The organism is Thermus sediminis (assembly GCF_003426945.1).
GTDB classification, from domain to species: domain Bacteria; phylum Deinococcota; class Deinococci; order Deinococcales; family Thermaceae; genus Thermus; species Thermus sediminis.
In genome coordinates, this window is record NZ_QURO01000004.1 from 1,341,530 (window position 1) to 1,356,233 (window position 14,704).

Sequence of the window (14,704 nt, forward strand, 5' to 3'; positions counted from 1 at the left end):
ATCTCAGGGGCGGAGGTAACCCAGAAGGATGTAGGCCACCACCACGACCCAGAGGAGGATGAGGAGTACGTCCCGCCAGCCCACCCGGGGACGCTCTTTGAGTTCCAGCACCTGGGTAGGGAGCTCCTCAGGCTCCTCCCCTAGATGGAGGCGCACGGGGGCGCCTCCTGCCGCTTCCAGGGGCAGGGCGTAGGGCCTGGTGCCCTGGGGGAGTTCCTGGGGTGGGCGGACCACGGCCACGCTCACGTTGTCGGGCCCGCCCCACTCGTTGGCGAGCTCCACCAGCCTCCTCGTCGCCTCCTCGGGGGGGAAGTTCCTCAGCGCCTCCTTCAGCGTGCGGTCCTCTAGCACCCCGGAAAGCCCATCGGTGCAGAGGAGGAGGGTGTCCCCCGGCTGAAGCTTTAGACCCAAGAGGTCCACCCGGGCCTGGGGAAAGGAGCCCAGGGCGTTGGTGATCACGTTGCGCCAGCGGTGGACCCTGGCCTCCTCGGCGGTAAGGAGGCCCTGGCGTACCCTTTCCGCCACCCAGGAGTGGTCCTGGGTGAGGAGGGCGAGCTCCTCCCCCCTCAGGAGGTAGGCCCGGGAGTCCCCCACGTGGGCGATGAGGGCGTAGGGGAGGTCCAGGAGGAGGCAGGTGGCCGTGGTGCCCATGCCTCGGTTCTCGGGGCGCAGGGCCTCTTGATAGATGCGGGCGTTGGCCCGCTCAAAGGCTTCCAGGAGCGCCTTGGGCGAGGGCTCGGCCTCCTTCAGGTGCTCCAGGATGGTCTCCACTGCCAGGCGGGAGGCCACCTCTCCCGTGCGGTGCCCTCCCATGCCGTCCGCCACGATGAAGACCCCGCCCCAGGGCGTGAGGAGGTGGCCCACCGCATCCTCGTTCTTGGGGCGTTTCAAGCCGGGGTGGGTCCGAAGGGCAAAGCTGAGGCTGGACACGCGGGGATTTTAATCCACCTGGGGCGGTTCCGTCCCGGGGGAGCCTGCATGACTTGACGCATACCGCATCCTGGGGTAGCGTGAACCTACGCCCGGGCCGGGAGCCCGATTGTTTTGGTGAGAGCCTGATCGTTTTGGGGGGAGGGTAGCATGCGCTTTGAGAAAGTCGCCCCCTACGTCTACCGTATCCCCCGGCAGGGGAAGATGCGGGTGGACGGGGTCTTCTTCGCCTTGGAGGAGATCTTAAAGGACCTCGAGGCCGAGGGTTACGCCTCCTTGCAGCAGCTCGTGAACGTGGCCACCCTGCCCGGCATCGTGGAGCCCGCCCTGGCCATGCCCGACATCCACTGGGGCTACGGCTTTCCCATTGGGGGGGTGGCGGCCTTTGACCCGGAGGCAGGGGGCGTGGTGAGCCCGGGCGGGGTGGGTTTTGACGTCAACTGTGGGGTCCGGCTCCTGGCCTCGAGCCTCACCCTTCAGGACCTCCTCCCCAAACAGCGGGAGCTGGCGGACACCCTCTACCGCCTGGTCCCCTCGGGGGTGGGGAGCGAGCGGCGGGACGTGCGCTTCAGCAAGGGGGACCTCAAGGAGATCCTTAAGGAGGGGGCCGGGTGGCTCGTCCGCCGAGGCTTTGGCTACCCCGAGGACCTCCGCTTCATCGAGTCCGAGGGCCGCCTCCCTTGGGCCAACCCCGAAAAGGTCTCGGAGAGGGCCTTTGAGCGGGGCGCCCCCCAGATCGGCACCCTGGGGAGCGGGAACCACTTCCTGGAGGTGCAGTACGTGGACGAGGTCTACGATCAGGGGGCTGCTGAGGCCTTTGGCCTTTTCCCCGGTCAGGTCGCCGTCCTCATCCATACGGGAAGCCGGGGCCTGGGGCACCAGGTCTGCCAGGACTACGTGGAGCGCTTCCTCAAGGCGGCCCCCCGCTACGGGATTGAGCTTGTGGACAAGCAGCTGGCCGCAGCTCCCATAAGGAGCCCCGAGGGGGAGGACTACCTCCAGGCCATGGCCGCCGCCGCCAACTTCGCCTTCGCCAACCGCCAGCTCATCGCCCACTTCGTGCGGGAGGCCTTTGAGGCCGTGGGCTTCCCCCCGAGGGACCACGGCCTCAGGGTCCTCTACGACCTGGCCCACAACAACGCCAAGTTTGAGGAGCACGGGGGGAGGCGGGTCCTGGTCCACCGCAAGGGGGCCACCCGGGCCTTTGGCCCTGGAAGCGCGGAGATCCCCCCCGAGTACCGCAAGGTGGGGCAGCCCGTCCTGGTGCCCGGGGACATGGGCCGCTACTCCTACGTGTTGGCGGGCACAGAGAGGGCCATGGAGGTCTCCTTCGGCAGTAGCTGCCACGGGGCGGGGCGCAAGATGAGCCGCCACCAGGCCAAAAAGGTGGCCCGGGAGCGGAACCTGGTCAAGGAGCTTGCGGAAAGGGGCATCCTGGTGCGGGCCGCCACCCGGGCCACGGTGGACGAGGAGATGCCCGAGGCCTACAAGGACGTCTCGGTGGTGGTGGAGGCGGTCCACGGGGCGGGGATCGGGAGGAAGGTGGCCCGGCTCAGGCCCCTGATCGTGGTCAAGGGCTGAGGGGCCGCCCCTCCTCCAGAAAACCCCCACCGAGCCCCTGCCCAGGCGCCCTCCCCGCCCCCAGGGCGCCTAAGCCCCTTCTCACCCCTTTCTGCTTTCATGAGGGGATGAGGTTTCTTGCCCTCCTCCTCTTCCTCTCCACCGCCTTGGGCCAGACCCTCCTTCCTGCAGCCACCTTCGGCCTTCGCTTCCGGGAGGAGGCTGGGGCCTTGGTGTACGAGGGGGAAGGGGTGCGCCTGGTCTACGTGCCCGGGGTGGGCTGGGTGGAGCCTTTGGCGGACCTCCCGCCCCCGGAAGGGGAAAGGCTTCCCCTCGAGGCCCTGAAGGCCCTGGGCTACTTCCAGGTCCCCGAGGCGGGGGTGCGCTTCGGCGGCCAGGGGGGAGCCTTCCGGGTGGTCCTGGACCTCCCCACCTCCCACCTGGGGGCTCCGGAGGAGGGGGTGGGGAAAGGGGTTTTGCAGGTGCGCCTCCCCTACCTGGCCCCGGGCCTCCTCAAGGCCCCCTGGCCCAGGGGCCTTTCCGCCGAGGTGCGCCTCCTCCCCGGGGGGACCCACCTTAGCCTAAAGGCTCCCGGGAGCCTCCTGAGGCACCGCCTCTTCGCCCTGGCGAACCCCCCTAGGCTGGTCCTGGACCTCCACCTCCTCCTGCCCGAGGTGGAGGAGGCCCTAGCCCCCGGGGTGCGCTACCGGGAGGTCTACGCCTTCGCCCCCGAACCCTTGCGGCTTTACCTGGTGGAGGCGGAAAGGGGCCGCCTCCTCCCCGTGGGGACCCCCTTAAGGCGGGCCTTGCCCCGGGACCTGGCCCCGGACGCCCTGGCCGTCCTCAACGGCGGGTACTTTGACCCCAGGACGGGGGCGCCCATCGGGCTTTGGGTACAGGACGGGGTCACGGTCTCTTACCCCTTCGCCCGGGTGGCCGTGATGTGGGACGCCTTCCAGTTCTTCCTGGGGTTTCCCCGGTTTGAGGCGGTGGTGGCGGGGCCCAGGGGGGAGCGGGTGCGGGTGGGGACAAACGCCTCCCGGGCCCGCCACACGGCCCACACCGTGCCCGGGCCCGTGGGCTGGGAGGGGGAGGAGGTGGCCCTGGTGGTGGGGAACCGGGTCCAGGCCCTCGGGCCCGCCCCCTTGGAGCTTCCCCCCGGGGCCTGGGCCCTCACCTTCCCCCGGGGGCTTCCCCCCTTTCCCCTGGGGGTAGGGGACCGCCTCTCCCTCTATGGAAGGCTGGACCCTCCCTTCCGCTACGCCCTCGAGGGGGGGCCCCTCCTGGTGAGGGAGGGGCAGTACGCCTTTGACCCTGAACGGGAGAACTTTCGGGACCCGAGGCCCCTCCAGGCGGTGGCCCCCCAGGCGGCCGTGGCCTGGACGAGGGAAGGAAGGCTATGGCTCCTCGTCTCTGAGCCCACCACCCCAGGGGTCCTGGCCCGGGGCCTCCTCGCCCTGGGGGCCTGGAACGCCCTCCGCATGGACGGGGGCGGCTCGGCCCAGCTCTGGGTGAAGGGGAGGTTAAGAAACCCCTACCAGGGCAACCCTAGGCCGGTGGTGAGCGCCCTGGCCCTCTATGCTCCATAATGGCCTTGTGGGGCCCGGCTTCCACCTCCGCTACGCCGGGAGGCTGGCCTGGCGCTACCGGCTCCTTCTGGCCCTGGGCTTCGCCCTTTTGGGTCTCCTCCACCCGGGGTTCGCCCTGGCCTCGCCTTTGGCCCTCCTCCTCCCCAGCCGGCTCTTCGCGGGCCGGGCCCTGAAGGAGATCTCCCGGGTAAGCCTGGCCTACCCCACCGCCTTGGCCTTCGGGGAGGAGCGGCTTTGGGCCGAGGCCAGGCGGGTCCGCTTGGAGCCCCCCCCTTTTCCCTGGGGGCTCCTCCTGGCCTACGCCCTGGTCCTCCTCCTCCTTTTGGTCCTGGCCGCCTGGCGGACGGGAGGAGGCGGGGATCCGTGGAGCCTCCCTGGGTTGGAGCGGCCCCTCGAGCCCCGGGGCGGGGAGGAGGCCCGCCCCCTGGAAGGGGCCCCAGAGGGGGGTGAGGGGCAGGCGGGCCCCCAGGACGGGACCCCGGTGGGTCGGGGGGGGGATGCGGTGCCGCAAGACCCACGGGAGGGGCAGCCGGTTCAAGGGGAGGGGGGCGCCTCGGCGGGCGACCGGCCGGGCGCCGGGGAGCCGACCCGCCAAGGGGCCTTGGGGGGCCAGGGGGAAGGCCCCGAAGGCCCTGCCCCTGGGGCCCGAGGGGATGAGGGGGGTCCTCCTGCCCCGGGCGCCGGAGCCCCGCCCCGAGGGGAGCCTGGGGAAGGGGCAAGAGGGGGGGAAGGCGCCGGCGGCCCCGATCCCCTAGCGGCGGAGGCCGGCGAGGCCTCCTCCCCTGGGGGCCAGGACCAGGGGGGCGGCCTCCGGCCGGGCGGGGAAGGGCCCGCCCCGGCGCTGGGCGAGGCCGGGGAAGTACCCCCGATCCCCCTGGAGGGCTCGGGCCAGGGCCTCCTCACCCCAGGAGGGGAGGGCGGGGAGGAGGCCCTTCCTTCCCCTTGGGCCGGGGGGAGGCCCCCCGAGAGGGTGCAACGGGGGGCCGAGGTCTACCTGGAGCGCACCCCCCTTTCCCCGGAGGCCCGGGAGCTCCTCAGGCGGTATTTCGGCGTGCCCTGAGCCTCTCCAGGGCCTCGGCCACGCTCACGGGGCCCGCCTCGAGGCGGTCCGCCATGGGCAAGGCCCCCATGGACCCCCCGTGGCCAAACCGGGCCCCTACCCTCAGGTCCACGTCCTTTAGGAGCTCCCGCATGAGCTCGTGCTTGTTCCCCCCCTTCATGGCGGCGTAGGGGTTCTCCCGCACCTCCAGGAAGCGAGTCCCCTCCTCCCCCACCTCGTAGATGGCGAAGCGGGGGGCGTGGCCAAAGGGGCCGGGGTAGACCTTCTCCGGATCGTCCTTGGCGAGGGCGATGGCCAGGCGCATGTTCTTAAGTATACGCCCGGGGTACCTTCAGGCCCGCCGCCACTCCCCGCTCTTGCCCCCCGCCTTGTGGAGGAGGCGCACCTCCCGGATGGAAAGGCCCTTGGAGGCGGCCTTGAGCATGTCGTAGACGGTGAGGGCGGCTATGGCGCAGGCGGTGAGGGCCTCCATCTCCACCCCGGTTTCCGCCTTGGTGCGGACCGTGGCCTCGATGCGCACCTGCCCTTCCTCCCGCAGGAGCTCCACCTTGACCTCCACCCCCGTGAGGGGCAGGGGGTGGCAGAGGGGGATGAGCTCGGCGGTCTTCTTGGCGGCCATGATGCCCGCCAGCTGGGCCACGCTAAGGGGGTCCCCCTTGCCCACCCCTCCCTCCTCCAGGGCCTTCAGGGCCTCCTCGGTGAGCTCCACGAAGGCCTCGGCGGTGGCGGTGCGGAAGGTGGTGGGCTTTTCCGTCACGTCCACCATGTGGGGCTTGCCGTCCTTGAAGTGGGTGAGGTCCATGGCCCTAGTGTAGTAGCCTGGGGGCAAATGCCGGCCAACCCCGAGGTCTTGGTGGTGGGGGCGGGGATCCTGGGGCTTTCCGCCGCCTATTTTCTAGCGGAGAAGGGGCTTCGGGTGGCGATCCTGGAGCGGGAGGCCCCTTTGGCCTGCACCAGCGACAAGTCCACGGAGTGCTGCCGGGTCTTCTGGCCGGGGGACGAGGCCCTGGCCGCCTTGGTGGCCCGGAGCTTGGAGCTTATCGGGATGTTTGCCCCTTTGGTCCATCCCAACTGCCGGGGCTACCTCTACGTGGGGGAGGAGGAGTCCCTTTTCCTCATGGCCCAGGAGGCAGCCCACGCCGGGCCCCTGCGGGTGCACCGGGGGGCGAGCACCTACCCCAAGGAGGCGGCCTGGGGTCTGGACCTGGTGCGGCCCGAGGCCTTAGGGGAGGTCTTTCCCTACCTGGGGCACCTCCGGGGGAGGGCCGCTCTGCACGTGCGCCCCGCGGGGTGGTTCTCCGCCCAAGGGCTAGGCATGGGCCTCCTCGAGGGCCTCCGCCAAAAGGGGGGAAGGCTGGTCCGGGGGGAGTTTCTGGGGCTGGAGCGGGAGGGGGGGCGGCCCCGCTCCGCCCGGGTCCGCCTGGGAGAAGGGGAGGCGCTTTGGCCCTTCGCCCTTCTGGTCCTGGCCCCTGGTCCCGGGCTTCCTGGGCTCCTTGGGGCCCTGGGCCTGGAGCTTCCCGTGGTGGCCCAGCCCCACTTCAAGGCCTGGTTCCCCGACCCCCTGGGCCTCTTTCCCCGGGAGGCCCCCCTGCTCATCTGGAACGAACCCCAGGAGCTCTTCACCCCTGAGGAAAGGGCCCTTTTGCAGGAGGAGGCCGGGCTTATCCCCCTTCTCGGGCCCCTGCCTCCGGGGGCCCATGGGCGGCCGGAAGGGGAGGGTTTTTTGGCCCTCTACAACCCCTTCCCGGCAGAGGAGGTTCCCCAGGGATGCCTTCCCACGCCCCCACCCTGGGCGGGGGAGGTGGCCTTGAGGGGGCTTTTCCCCCTCCTGCCCCGCCTTTTGGGCTACCTGGGGGTGCGGCCCCGGGTGGACGGGGGGTACTACGCCCGTACCCCGGAGAACCGCCCCCTCCTGGGGCCCCTGGAGGAGGGGGTCTTTCTGGCGGGGGCCTTCTCCGGCTACGGGGTCATGGCCGCCCTAGGGGCGGGGGAGGTCCTGGCCCGGTGGGCCCTAGGGGAAGACCTGCCCTCCTGGGCCCAGACCCTGGCTCCCAGCCGCTTCCAAAACCCCGGCTACCGGCCCAGCTGGGCCGCCGCCAAGGCCCAGCTCTAGAGGGCGAACTCCTTGAGGAGGCCTTCGAGGTCCAAGGCCTCTCTTTGCCCCTGGGCGGGGTAGGCCTCGGGGTAGCGGGGGAGGTAAGCCCCCAGGCGCTCCTCAAAGGTGGACGCCTCCGCCTTCCAGAAGACCCCCACGGGGATGCGCTCCCCCCACTCCAGGGCCTTCTCCTGGAAGAGGGCCATCTTCCGGTCCAGCGCCTCCGGGGGAAGGCCCTGGGGCACCTGGGGGTCGTACCCCTCCTCCTGGAGCCGGTAGAGCCTGGGGGCGAACCACTCCTTGGTGTGGAGGTCGTTGTAGGTGGGGCAGGGCTGGAGGACGTGGAGGAAGGCCAGGCCCTGGTGGGCGATCCCCTCCTTGATGAGCTCCTTCAGCCCCTTCACGTCGTAGGCGTAGCCCCGGCCGATCCAGGTGTACCCGGCGGCGAAGGCCAGGAGGAGGGGGTTGAGGCGGCCTTGGGGGTTGGGCTTGGGCAGGCTCTTGGTCTTCTCCCCCAGGCCCAGGGTGGGCCCCGCCTGCCCCTTGGTGAGGCCGTAGACCTCGTTGTCGTAGAGGATGTAGAGCATGTCCACGTTCCTCCGGCCCGCGGCCACGAAGTGCCCGGCCCCGATGCCAAGCCCATCCCCGTCCCCGCCCACGGCCACCACGGTGAGGTGGGGGTTGGCCAGCTTGGCCCCCTGGGCGATGGGCAGGACCCGGCCGTGCAGGGTGTGGACCCCGTAGACGTTCAGGTAGTGGGGGGTCTTGGCCGAGCAGCCAATGCCCGAGAAGACCACCGTCTGCGAGGGGTCCTTCCTCAGCTCAAAGAGGGCCATCTGCAGGGCGGAGAGGATGCCGAAGTCCCCGCATCCTGGGCACCAGTCGGGCTGCTTTTCCGCCTTGTAGTCTGCAAGCCTGAGCTCCACCATGCTAAACCCCCTTCCTGAGCACCAGCTTTGCCGGGGCCTCTCCCCCAGCGATGGCCTTCAGGGCCTCCACCGCCTCGTCCAGGGTGATGGGGCGGCCGTTGTACTTCACCACCCGGTGGTGGACCTTCTTTAGGGTTTCCTGCTGCACCAAGTCCGCCAGCTGGCCGGAGAAGTTGTGTTCCACCGTGACCAGCCGCTTGCCTTCCAAGAGGTGGGCGATTTTGGGGAAAGGCCAAAGGAGCCTGAGGTGCAAGTACCCCACCCCCTCCAGGTGGTCCAGGGCCTCCAGCATGGTCCCCTTCACCGTGCCGAAGCCCAGGACCAGGACCTCCCCGTCCCGAAGGAGGGTGTACTGGTCCTCCAGGGGGATCTCCTCCCGGGCGGTCTCCAGCTTCCGCATCCGCTTTTCCATCTGGTACTCCCGGAGGGCGGCGTCCTCGGTGATGTGGCCCTCGAGCTCGTGCTCGTCCGAGGTCATCCAGTAGAAGCCCCCCGGGGTGCCGAGGGGGACGAAGGGGGAGATCCCGTCCTCGCTTGGGGCGTAGCGCTCGTAGGGGCCGAACTCCTCCTGGGGGACGACGCGCCTTTCCCCGTCCAGGTTGAGGACCCGCAGGACCTCCTTGGGGAGGCTTTGGGCGCTGGAGGCGAGGAACTTGTCCAGGAGGTGGACCACCACCGTCTGGTAGCGCCAGGCCCAGGCCAGGGCCTTCTGGGCGTCCAGAAAGGCGTCCTGGATGTCCCCGGAGGCCAGGACGAGCCTGGGGTACTCCCCGTGCCCCCCCCGGATGGCGAAGAGGAGGTCCCCCTGCTCCGTGCGGGTGGGAAGCCCCGTGGAGGGGCCCCCCCGCTGGTAGAGGGTCACCACCAGGGGAGCCTCGATCATGCCGGCGAAGCCCATCCCCTCCGCCATGAGGCTGAAGCCGGGGCCGCTGGTGGCGGTGGCCGCCTTGGCCCCGGTGAGGGCTGCCCCGATGGCCATGGTCACCGCGGCGATCTCGTCCTCGGTCTGGACCACGGCCACGTCGGCCCCCGGGAAGGCGGTGTGGGCCTCCAGGTAGACGGACTCGTCCGTGGCGGGGCTGATGGGGTAGTAGGTCTGGAAGCGGAGGCCTCCGGCGAGCTTCCCCAGGGCGGCGGCCTGGGCCCCGGTGAGGTAGACCCGGCCCGGCTCGTAGCCGTTCAGGTGCAGGCGGAAGGGGAGCGTGGGGACCTCTTCCCGGTAGACGGCCTCGGCCACCTTCTGGTTCAACTCCAGGACCTTGCCCCTAAACTGCAGGGCCAAGGCCTCGAGGAGGGGCTCCAGGGGATAGCCCAGGAAGTGGAGGCTTGCGGCCACGGCGATGGTGTTCAGGGTGCGCCGGGCCTGCAGGGAGGGCACCCCGAGCTCGGCCCCGATCCGGTCCGCCACCTCTTCGTAGGGGTATGGCAGGGGCTGGACCCCGGCCTCCACGTAAGCCCCCAGGATGTCCTTGAGGCTCGGGTCCCGTTTGCCAAAGCGCTCCGAGAGGCCCTCCACCACCCGGTGGTCCAGCATGGGGAGCTTGCGGAGGGTGAGCTCCAAGACCTTGGGGTCGTAGAGGAGGACCCCCCCCTCCCGCACCTCCCCCAAGTGGCGGGCCAGGGTCTCCCCGTCCAGGGCCACCAGGAAGTCCACCTTTTCCCGGAAAGCCTGGACTGGTTTTCGCCCTAGCCGCACATCCAGGTAGGAGTGCCGCCCCATGATGTTGGAGTGGTACTCCCGCTTGGTGGCCACCCACCATCCCCCTTTGCCTATGGCCCGGGCGAAGAGGGTGGCCGCGGTCTCTATTCCACCCCCCTGGGGGCCGCCCACGCGCCAGGTGAAGTCATCCATAAGCCCTCCTTCGTTCCCTGATAGGCTACTCCTTTTGGGTTCCCCTTGGCTAGGGGCACCCGTCATACCCTTTCTTCCTGTTTCCTCCGCCTACCGGGGCCCCCATGCTGGCGCAAGCCAGCATGGGGTGGTCTCACTCTTCCCGGTCCGCTTGGTGCAGCCTCCTTCCCCAGAGGCTTTGCGGGGCGTGGTGCTCCAGGACTAGGGCCCGAACCAGGGGATCCCTTATGCGCTCTGCCCCGTATAGGGGGTGGTGGCGGCGCACCTGCAGGGCCCCCAAAACCCCCCGCCGCAGGGGGTAGGGGGGGACGGAAAAGGAGACCAGGCCCACCAGAACCCTCTCCCAGGGGCGGTAGGGCCTCAAGGCCTTGCCCACGTCGTGGAGGAGGGCGGCCCGCACGGCAAAACCAGGGGCCTCGGGGTAGAGGGCGAGGAGCCTCTTGGCCACCCGCACCCCATGGGCCCGGTCCCGGGGGTCCATGGCCAGGTAGAGCGCCCTCTCCTCCCCCTGCAAGAACCCTAGGGCGAAGGCGTCGTCCGGGGCTTCTTTGGCGAAGAGGGCGCGGGCCAGGCGGAGGGTGCGCCCCCGAAGCCTACGCATCTAGATGAACTTCTTCAGCATGTTGGCGATCTCCTCAGGCTTCTTGGGGTCCACCTTGCCTTCGGAGACCTCGGCGGCGCATATGTTCAGGAACTCGTGCAGGATCAGGGTGGCCGCCGCCTCCATGGCCTTTTTGGTGGCGGTCATCTGGGTGAGGACCTCGTCGCAGGGGCGGCCCTCGGCCACCATCTTCTGCAGGCCCCGCACCTGGCCTTCAATGCGCCGAAGCCGCTTTAGGATGTTCTCCACGGTGTCTTTTCCCAGCTCGGTCGTCCTGGTCATAGGAGCATTATATACGAGTACCCCCTATGTCCTTTTCGCTCACGGGTTCCTCAGCCTCGAGGGCCTTGGGCCCCTTCACCCAAAGGAGCCGGGCCCCCAGGATCCGGGCCAGGCGGGCGAGCTCTTGGGAAGGGTCTTCTCCCCTTCCCACCTCTCCTACCCCCGGGGCCTCCTCCGGCTCTGCCCCGGGTATCCCCACCGGCTCCCAAGGGGGGTTTAGGGGGGGGCTTCCTGGGGTGGGCTTTGCCGGAGCCTGGGAGGGGTTAGCCCCGTTCGGGGTTTTTTTTTCCAGGAGGAAGGCCAGCTCCTCCACCCCGAACTGGGCCCGGGCCAGGGGGAGGAGGGCTTCCTTCTGCCCCTCCGCCTTCCTTTGGTGAAAGGCCATGGTCTCGGGGAAGCGGAGGATCAGGGTGGTCCCTTCCAGCTGGGGCCTGGCCTCTCGCAAGAAGGCCCTCAGGGTGGGCTTCAGGGCCTCCAGGAAGGCCCGCCACCTTTCCGAAAGGTCCCCGGGGCCCGCTTCATCTGGGGCTTGGGCAGGGGGCCCTTGGGGGCCGGGAGGGAAGGCGGGGCCAGGAGGCGGGGGTCGGGGAGGGGCATCTCCTGGGCCCTGGGGGCGAGGGCGGAGAGGAGGGCGGCCTCGAGGGCCAGGAGATCCGAGCGCCTGGCCAGGCGTTCCAGGGCCTCGTCCAGCCGGGTGAGGGCCAGAAGCAGGGTTTCCGCAGGGGCGGGCAGGGCCCACCCCCCGAGTCCGTAGGCGGCGTAAAGCCCCTCCCTTAGGATCTCCATGAGCCCCCCCACCAGGCTCCTCGGGGCGAAGCCCAGGCCATAGAGCCGCCTGGCCTCTTCCAGGGCTTCGGGGACCTGCCCCTGAAGGAGGGCCTGGGCCAACCGGTAGAGGGCCTCCCTGGGGGGGAGGCCCAGGGCCTCCTCCACCTTGGCTCGCGTGAGGGGATCTTCCAGGAGGAGCATGCGGTCCAGGAGGCTTTCCGCGTCCCGCATGGCCCCGTCCGCCAGGCGGGCCAGGAGGAGGAGGGCCTCCTCTTCGGCCTCACGTCCGGCCTCCTCCAGGATGCGCTTGAGCTTGAAGGCGATCTCCTCCTCCTTGAGGCGCCGGAAGCGGTAGTGCTGGACCCGGGAGAGGATGGTGGGGGGCATCCTCTCCGGCTCGGTGGTGGCGAAGACGAAGAGGACGTGGGGCGGGGGCTCCTCCAGGGTCTTGAGGAGGGCGTTGAAGGCGCTTTTGGAGAGCATGTGGGCCTCGTCCAGGATGAAGACCTTCTTGGGGGCGGAGAGAGGGGCCAGAAGGATCCTTTCCCTCAGCTCCCGCACGTCCTCCACGGAGTTGTTGCTGGCTGCGTCGATCTCCACCACGTCGGGGTGGGTTCCCTTCTGCACCGCCTGGCAGTGGGGGCAGACCCCGCAGGGGCGCTCCTCCCCCTCGCACCCCACGGCCATGGCCAGGAGGCGGGCGGTGGTGGTCTTGCCCACCCCCCGGGGGCCGGAGAAGAGGTAGGCGTGGAAAAGCCTCCCCTCCCGTATGGCCCGCATGAGGGGCTCCTTCACGTGCTCCTGGCCCACCACCTCCCCGAAGGTGGGGGGGCGGGCCCGGCGGTAAAGGGCGCTCACAAGGGCTAGTATAGGGGTTGGTGCGGGGCTTTCTCTCCTTTCACGTGAAGGCCCCCTTGGAGGAGGTGGCGGCCTTCGCAAAGGGGCGGACGGAGGGGGCCGGGGTTTACCTGGTTCCCGATCCCCCTTGGACGGGCCTCTACCACGAGGCCCTCGAGGCCCAAGAGGACCTGGAGGGGATCAGGGCCTTCCTCGAGGGGCTTTCCCACCTGGGGGAGGCCCTGGCCTTCTTCGTCCAGGAGGAGGAAAACCTCCTCTTCCTCCTGGGGGAAGGGGGGAGGGTGCGGGCGGAGCTCAGGGTAGGCCCGGAGCTGGGGGAGGCCCTTTGGGGCCCGGAGGAGGTCTTGCCCCTCCTCGCTGTGGCCAGGGCCATGCCCCCGGTGAGCGCCGCAAAGGCCCTTGCGGCCCACTTCGGCCTCCACCCGGACCACGCCGCCCTGGGCTTCTTGGACCTCCTGGAGGCCGAGGAGGAGGGGGACCTGCCCGAGGAGGTGGTCTACCTTGAGTGAGCCCCTTTTGGTCAAGGTGGGGGGAAGCCTGAGGGCCCCGGGGGCCCTCCTGGAGGAGCTGGCCCGTTACCCGGGCCCCCTGGTCCTGGTGCACGGCGGGGGGCCGGAGATCGGGGCGTGGCTCGCCCGCCTGGGCCTGGAAAGCCGCTTCCAGGATGGGCTCAGGGTCACGCCCCCGGAGGGGATGGAGGTGGTGGAGATGGTCCTCACCGCCATCGGCAAGCGCCTTTCTGGGGGGCTTTCCCGAAGAGGGCGAAAGGCCCTCGCCCTCTCGGGCCAGGACGCCCTCCTCCTCAAGGGGAGGGCCCTTCCCGGGCTGGGCCGGGTGGGGGAGGTGGTGGGGGTGGAGAAGGGGCTCCTTCTGGACCTCCTGGAGAAGGGGTACACCCCGGTCCTAAGCCCCGTCGCCCTGGACGAGGAGGGGGCCTTGAACGTGAACGCCGACACCGCCGCCGGGGCGGTGGCCGGGGCCCTGGGTTGGCCTGCCCTCTTCCTCACCGACGTGGAGGGGGTCTACCGGGACCCCAAGGACCCCGAGACCCGCTTCCCCCGCCTCACCCCGGAGGAGGCCGCCCGCCTCAGGGCGGAGGGGGTGGTCCAGGGGGGGATGGTCCCCAAGGTGGAGGCCGCCCTCTTCGCCCTCCGCCAGGGGGCCCCTTGGGCGGCCATCGCCAAGGGGCGGCGGGGAATCCTTAAGGAGGTCCTCGCTGGGAAGGCCGGGACGCTCTTCAGGAAAGAAGCCTGAGGAAGGCCCCCATGAAGGCGGGGAGGTCCTTGGGGCCTTGGGCGGTGACCAGGGGCCCGTCCACCACCACCCCCGCCTCCTGGTAAAGCCCTCCGGCGTTCAGGAGGTCGTCCCGGATGGAGGGGAAGCCCGTCACCTTCCGGCCCCGCACGAGCCCGGCGCTAATGAGGACCCAGGGGCCGTGGCAGATGGCCCCGAGGGGCCTTCCCCTCTCCCCCACCCCCTTCACCAGGGCCAGGACCTCGGGGCTCCGCCTCAGGTAGTCGGGGGCGAACCCCCCGGGGATGAGGAGGCCAAAGAGCTCCCCCGCCTCCTCAGGGGTGGCCTCCGCCCTCCAGGCGAAGCCCGACTTGGCCCGGTACTCCTTGGCCTCGGGGCCGATGACCACGGGGGTAAGGCCCGCCTCCAGGACCCGGTAGTAGGGGTAGATGAACTCCCGCTCGTCAAAGAGGTCCGCTAGCAGAATCCCGATGCGCCGCACGCCACACCTCCAGGAACTCCCTTAGGATATTCCCCGTGACCCCCCAGATGTCCACCCCCCGCCAGGGGAAGTGCCAAACCTGCCTCCCCAGGCGGACCTCGCGCCAAGGCACCACCCGCAGGAGCTCCTCTAGGGGGGCGAGGAGGACCTCGGCCACCTCCTCGGGGTTGGGCCTTAGGGGGGAAAGGTCAGGGCGGTAGACCACCACGGGCTGGATCAGGAAGCCCTGGGGGGAGAGGGTGGGGGAGAGGAAGCCCAAAGGTTCCACCCCCCCTAGCCCCACCTCCTCCCAGGCCTCCCTCAGGGCGGCCTCCACCACGCCCTCCCCCGGCTCCACCACCCCGCCCGGGAAGCTCACCTGCCCCGCATGGGTGGGGAGGCGGGGGCTCCTTAGGGTGAAGAGGAGGTGTTCCCCCAGGAGGGGCAGGGCCACCGCCGCCAGCCG

General features: G+C 70.2%; 17 protein-coding genes. 6 read left to right on the plus strand and 11 right to left on the minus strand.

Going from position 1 to position 14,704, the window contains the following annotated elements:
• Positions 1 to 3 precede the first annotated feature (3 nt).
• The gene (locus ATI37_RS07765) at positions 4 to 930 is read right to left on the minus strand and encodes a PP2C family protein-serine/threonine phosphatase (RefSeq protein WP_117237854.1); all 927 of its coding nucleotides are present in this window, start codon (positions 928 to 930) and stop codon (positions 4 to 6) included.
• Between the two features lie 150 nt (positions 931 to 1,080).
• On the opposite strand from ATI37_RS07765, the gene rtcB reads away from it, so the two are divergent.
• The 3 genes from rtcB to ATI37_RS07780 all read left to right on the plus strand — a co-directional run bounded on the left by rtcB (position 1,081) and on the right by ATI37_RS07780 (position 5,139).
• Positions 1,081 to 2,511 (plus strand): RNA ligase RtcB, encoded by a 1,431-nt coding sequence (rtcB, locus tag ATI37_RS07770; RefSeq protein WP_117237855.1) that lies wholly within the window; start codon positions 1,081 to 1,083, stop codon positions 2,509 to 2,511.
• 107 nt (positions 2,512 to 2,618) lie between these two features.
• Positions 2,619 to 4,079 (plus strand): phosphodiester glycosidase family protein, encoded by a 1,461-nt coding sequence (locus ATI37_RS07775; RefSeq protein ID WP_117237856.1) that lies wholly within the window; start codon positions 2,619 to 2,621, stop codon positions 4,077 to 4,079.
• A 7-nt stretch (positions 4,080 to 4,086) separates the two neighbouring features.
• A complete protein-coding gene (locus ATI37_RS07780) occupies positions 4,087 to 5,139 on the plus strand; it encodes a hypothetical protein (protein ID WP_117237857.1) in 1,053 nt (350 codons plus the stop codon).
• Here the strand turns inward: ATI37_RS07780 and ATI37_RS07785 are convergent.
• Both ATI37_RS07785 and moaC read right to left on the minus strand, forming a co-directional pair.
• Complete coding sequence (locus tag ATI37_RS07785; RefSeq protein WP_117237858.1) at positions 5,114 to 5,443, minus strand: NifB/NifX family molybdenum-iron cluster-binding protein; 330 nt, start codon at positions 5,441 to 5,443, stop codon at positions 5,114 to 5,116. The genes ATI37_RS07780 and ATI37_RS07785 overlap by 26 nt on opposite strands.
• A 27-nt stretch (positions 5,444 to 5,470) precedes the next feature.
• Positions 5,471 to 5,941, minus strand: coding sequence for a cyclic pyranopterin monophosphate synthase MoaC (moaC, locus tag ATI37_RS07790; protein WP_117237859.1), 471 nt, complete (start codon positions 5,939 to 5,941; stop codon positions 5,471 to 5,473).
• Positions 5,942 to 5,968: 27 nt separating this feature from the next.
• Here moaC and ATI37_RS07795 point away from each other — a divergent pair, with 27 nt between their 5' ends.
• Entirely contained in the window at positions 5,969 to 7,252 is a 1,284-nt protein-coding gene (locus tag ATI37_RS07795) for an NAD(P)/FAD-dependent oxidoreductase (protein WP_117237860.1), read from the plus strand.
• Here the strand turns inward: ATI37_RS07795 and ATI37_RS07800 are convergent.
• From ATI37_RS07800 to dnaX, 6 genes are all read right to left on the minus strand, one after another.
• Entirely contained in the window at positions 7,249 to 8,163 is a 915-nt protein-coding gene (locus ATI37_RS07800; protein ID WP_117237861.1) for a 2-oxoacid:ferredoxin oxidoreductase subunit beta, read from the minus strand. The two genes, ATI37_RS07795 and ATI37_RS07800, sit on opposite strands and share 4 nt — an antisense overlap.
• A 1-nt stretch (position 8,164) precedes the next feature.
• Positions 8,165 to 10,015, minus strand: coding sequence for a 2-oxoacid:acceptor oxidoreductase subunit alpha (locus tag ATI37_RS07805; RefSeq protein WP_117237862.1), 1,851 nt, complete (start codon positions 10,013 to 10,015; stop codon positions 8,165 to 8,167).
• 133 nt (positions 10,016 to 10,148) lie between these two features.
• On the minus strand, positions 10,149 to 10,616 hold the full coding sequence (locus tag ATI37_RS07810; protein ID WP_117237863.1) for a phosphohydrolase: 468 nt from the start codon (positions 10,614 to 10,616) through the stop codon (positions 10,149 to 10,151).
• Complete coding sequence (locus ATI37_RS07815) at positions 10,617 to 10,898, minus strand: metal-sensitive transcriptional regulator (protein ID WP_117237864.1); 282 nt, start codon at positions 10,896 to 10,898, stop codon at positions 10,617 to 10,619. It lies immediately after the preceding gene.
• Between the two features lie 7 nt (positions 10,899 to 10,905).
• Positions 10,906 to 11,376: a hypothetical protein gene (locus ATI37_RS12580; RefSeq protein ID WP_332871164.1), complete on the minus strand. Its 471-nt coding sequence runs from the start codon at positions 11,374 to 11,376 to the stop codon at positions 10,906 to 10,908.
• Positions 11,364 to 12,524 (minus strand): DNA polymerase III subunit gamma/tau, encoded by a 1,161-nt coding sequence (gene dnaX / locus ATI37_RS07820; protein WP_332871154.1) that lies wholly within the window; start codon positions 12,522 to 12,524, stop codon positions 11,364 to 11,366. The genes ATI37_RS12580 and dnaX overlap by 13 nt, the downstream gene beginning before the upstream one ends.
• A gap of 17 nt (positions 12,525 to 12,541) precedes the next feature.
• Here dnaX and ATI37_RS07825 point away from each other — a divergent pair, with 17 nt between their 5' ends.
• Entirely contained in the window at positions 12,542 to 13,033 is a 492-nt protein-coding gene (locus tag ATI37_RS07825; RefSeq protein WP_117237865.1) for a hypothetical protein, read from the plus strand.
• A complete protein-coding gene (gene argB, locus ATI37_RS07830) occupies positions 13,026 to 13,778 on the plus strand; it encodes an acetylglutamate kinase (RefSeq protein WP_117237866.1) in 753 nt (250 codons plus the stop codon). Before ATI37_RS07825 ends, argB begins: the two co-directional genes overlap by 8 nt.
• Here argB and ATI37_RS07835 read toward each other — a convergent pair.
• Together ATI37_RS07835 and ATI37_RS07840 are read right to left on the minus strand one after the other, a co-directional pair.
• Entirely contained in the window at positions 13,762 to 14,259 is a 498-nt protein-coding gene (locus ATI37_RS07835; protein ID WP_117237867.1) for a type 1 glutamine amidotransferase domain-containing protein, read from the minus strand. The two genes, argB and ATI37_RS07835, sit on opposite strands and share 17 nt — an antisense overlap.
• Positions 14,222 to 14,692 carry an NUDIX hydrolase gene (locus tag ATI37_RS07840; RefSeq protein WP_117237868.1) on the minus strand — a complete coding sequence of 157 codons (471 nt, stop codon included), beginning with the start codon at positions 14,690 to 14,692 and terminating at the stop codon, positions 14,222 to 14,224. Before ATI37_RS07840 ends, ATI37_RS07835 begins: the two co-directional genes overlap by 38 nt.
• Positions 14,693 to 14,704 lie beyond the last annotated feature (12 nt).

Excerpts from the sequence above, each read along its gene's own strand:
- rtcB (WP_117237855.1), top strand. The coding sequence starts at position 1,081 with ATGCGCTTTGAGAAAGTCGCCCCCTACGTCTACCGTATCCCCCGGCAG.
- ATI37_RS07775 (WP_117237856.1), top strand. The coding sequence starts at position 2,619 with ATGAGGTTTCTTGCCCTCCTCCTCTTCCTCTCCACCGCCTTGGGCCAG.
- ATI37_RS07785 (WP_117237858.1), bottom strand. The coding sequence starts at position 5,443 with ATGCGCCTGGCCATCGCCCTCGCCAAGGACGATCCGGAGAAGGTCTAC.
- moaC (WP_117237859.1), bottom strand. The coding sequence starts at position 5,941 with ATGGACCTCACCCACTTCAAGGACGGCAAGCCCCACATGGTGGACGTG.
- ATI37_RS07795 (WP_117237860.1), top strand. The coding sequence starts at position 5,969 with ATGCCGGCCAACCCCGAGGTCTTGGTGGTGGGGGCGGGGATCCTGGGG.
- ATI37_RS07800 (WP_117237861.1), bottom strand. The coding sequence starts at position 8,163 with ATGGTGGAGCTCAGGCTTGCAGACTACAAGGCGGAAAAGCAGCCCGAC.
- ATI37_RS07805 (WP_117237862.1), bottom strand. The coding sequence starts at position 10,015 with ATGGATGACTTCACCTGGCGCGTGGGCGGCCCCCAGGGGGGTGGAATA.
- ATI37_RS07810 (WP_117237863.1), bottom strand. The coding sequence starts at position 10,616 with ATGCGTAGGCTTCGGGGGCGCACCCTCCGCCTGGCCCGCGCCCTCTTC.
- ATI37_RS07815 (WP_117237864.1), bottom strand. The coding sequence starts at position 10,898 with ATGACCAGGACGACCGAGCTGGGAAAAGACACCGTGGAGAACATCCTA.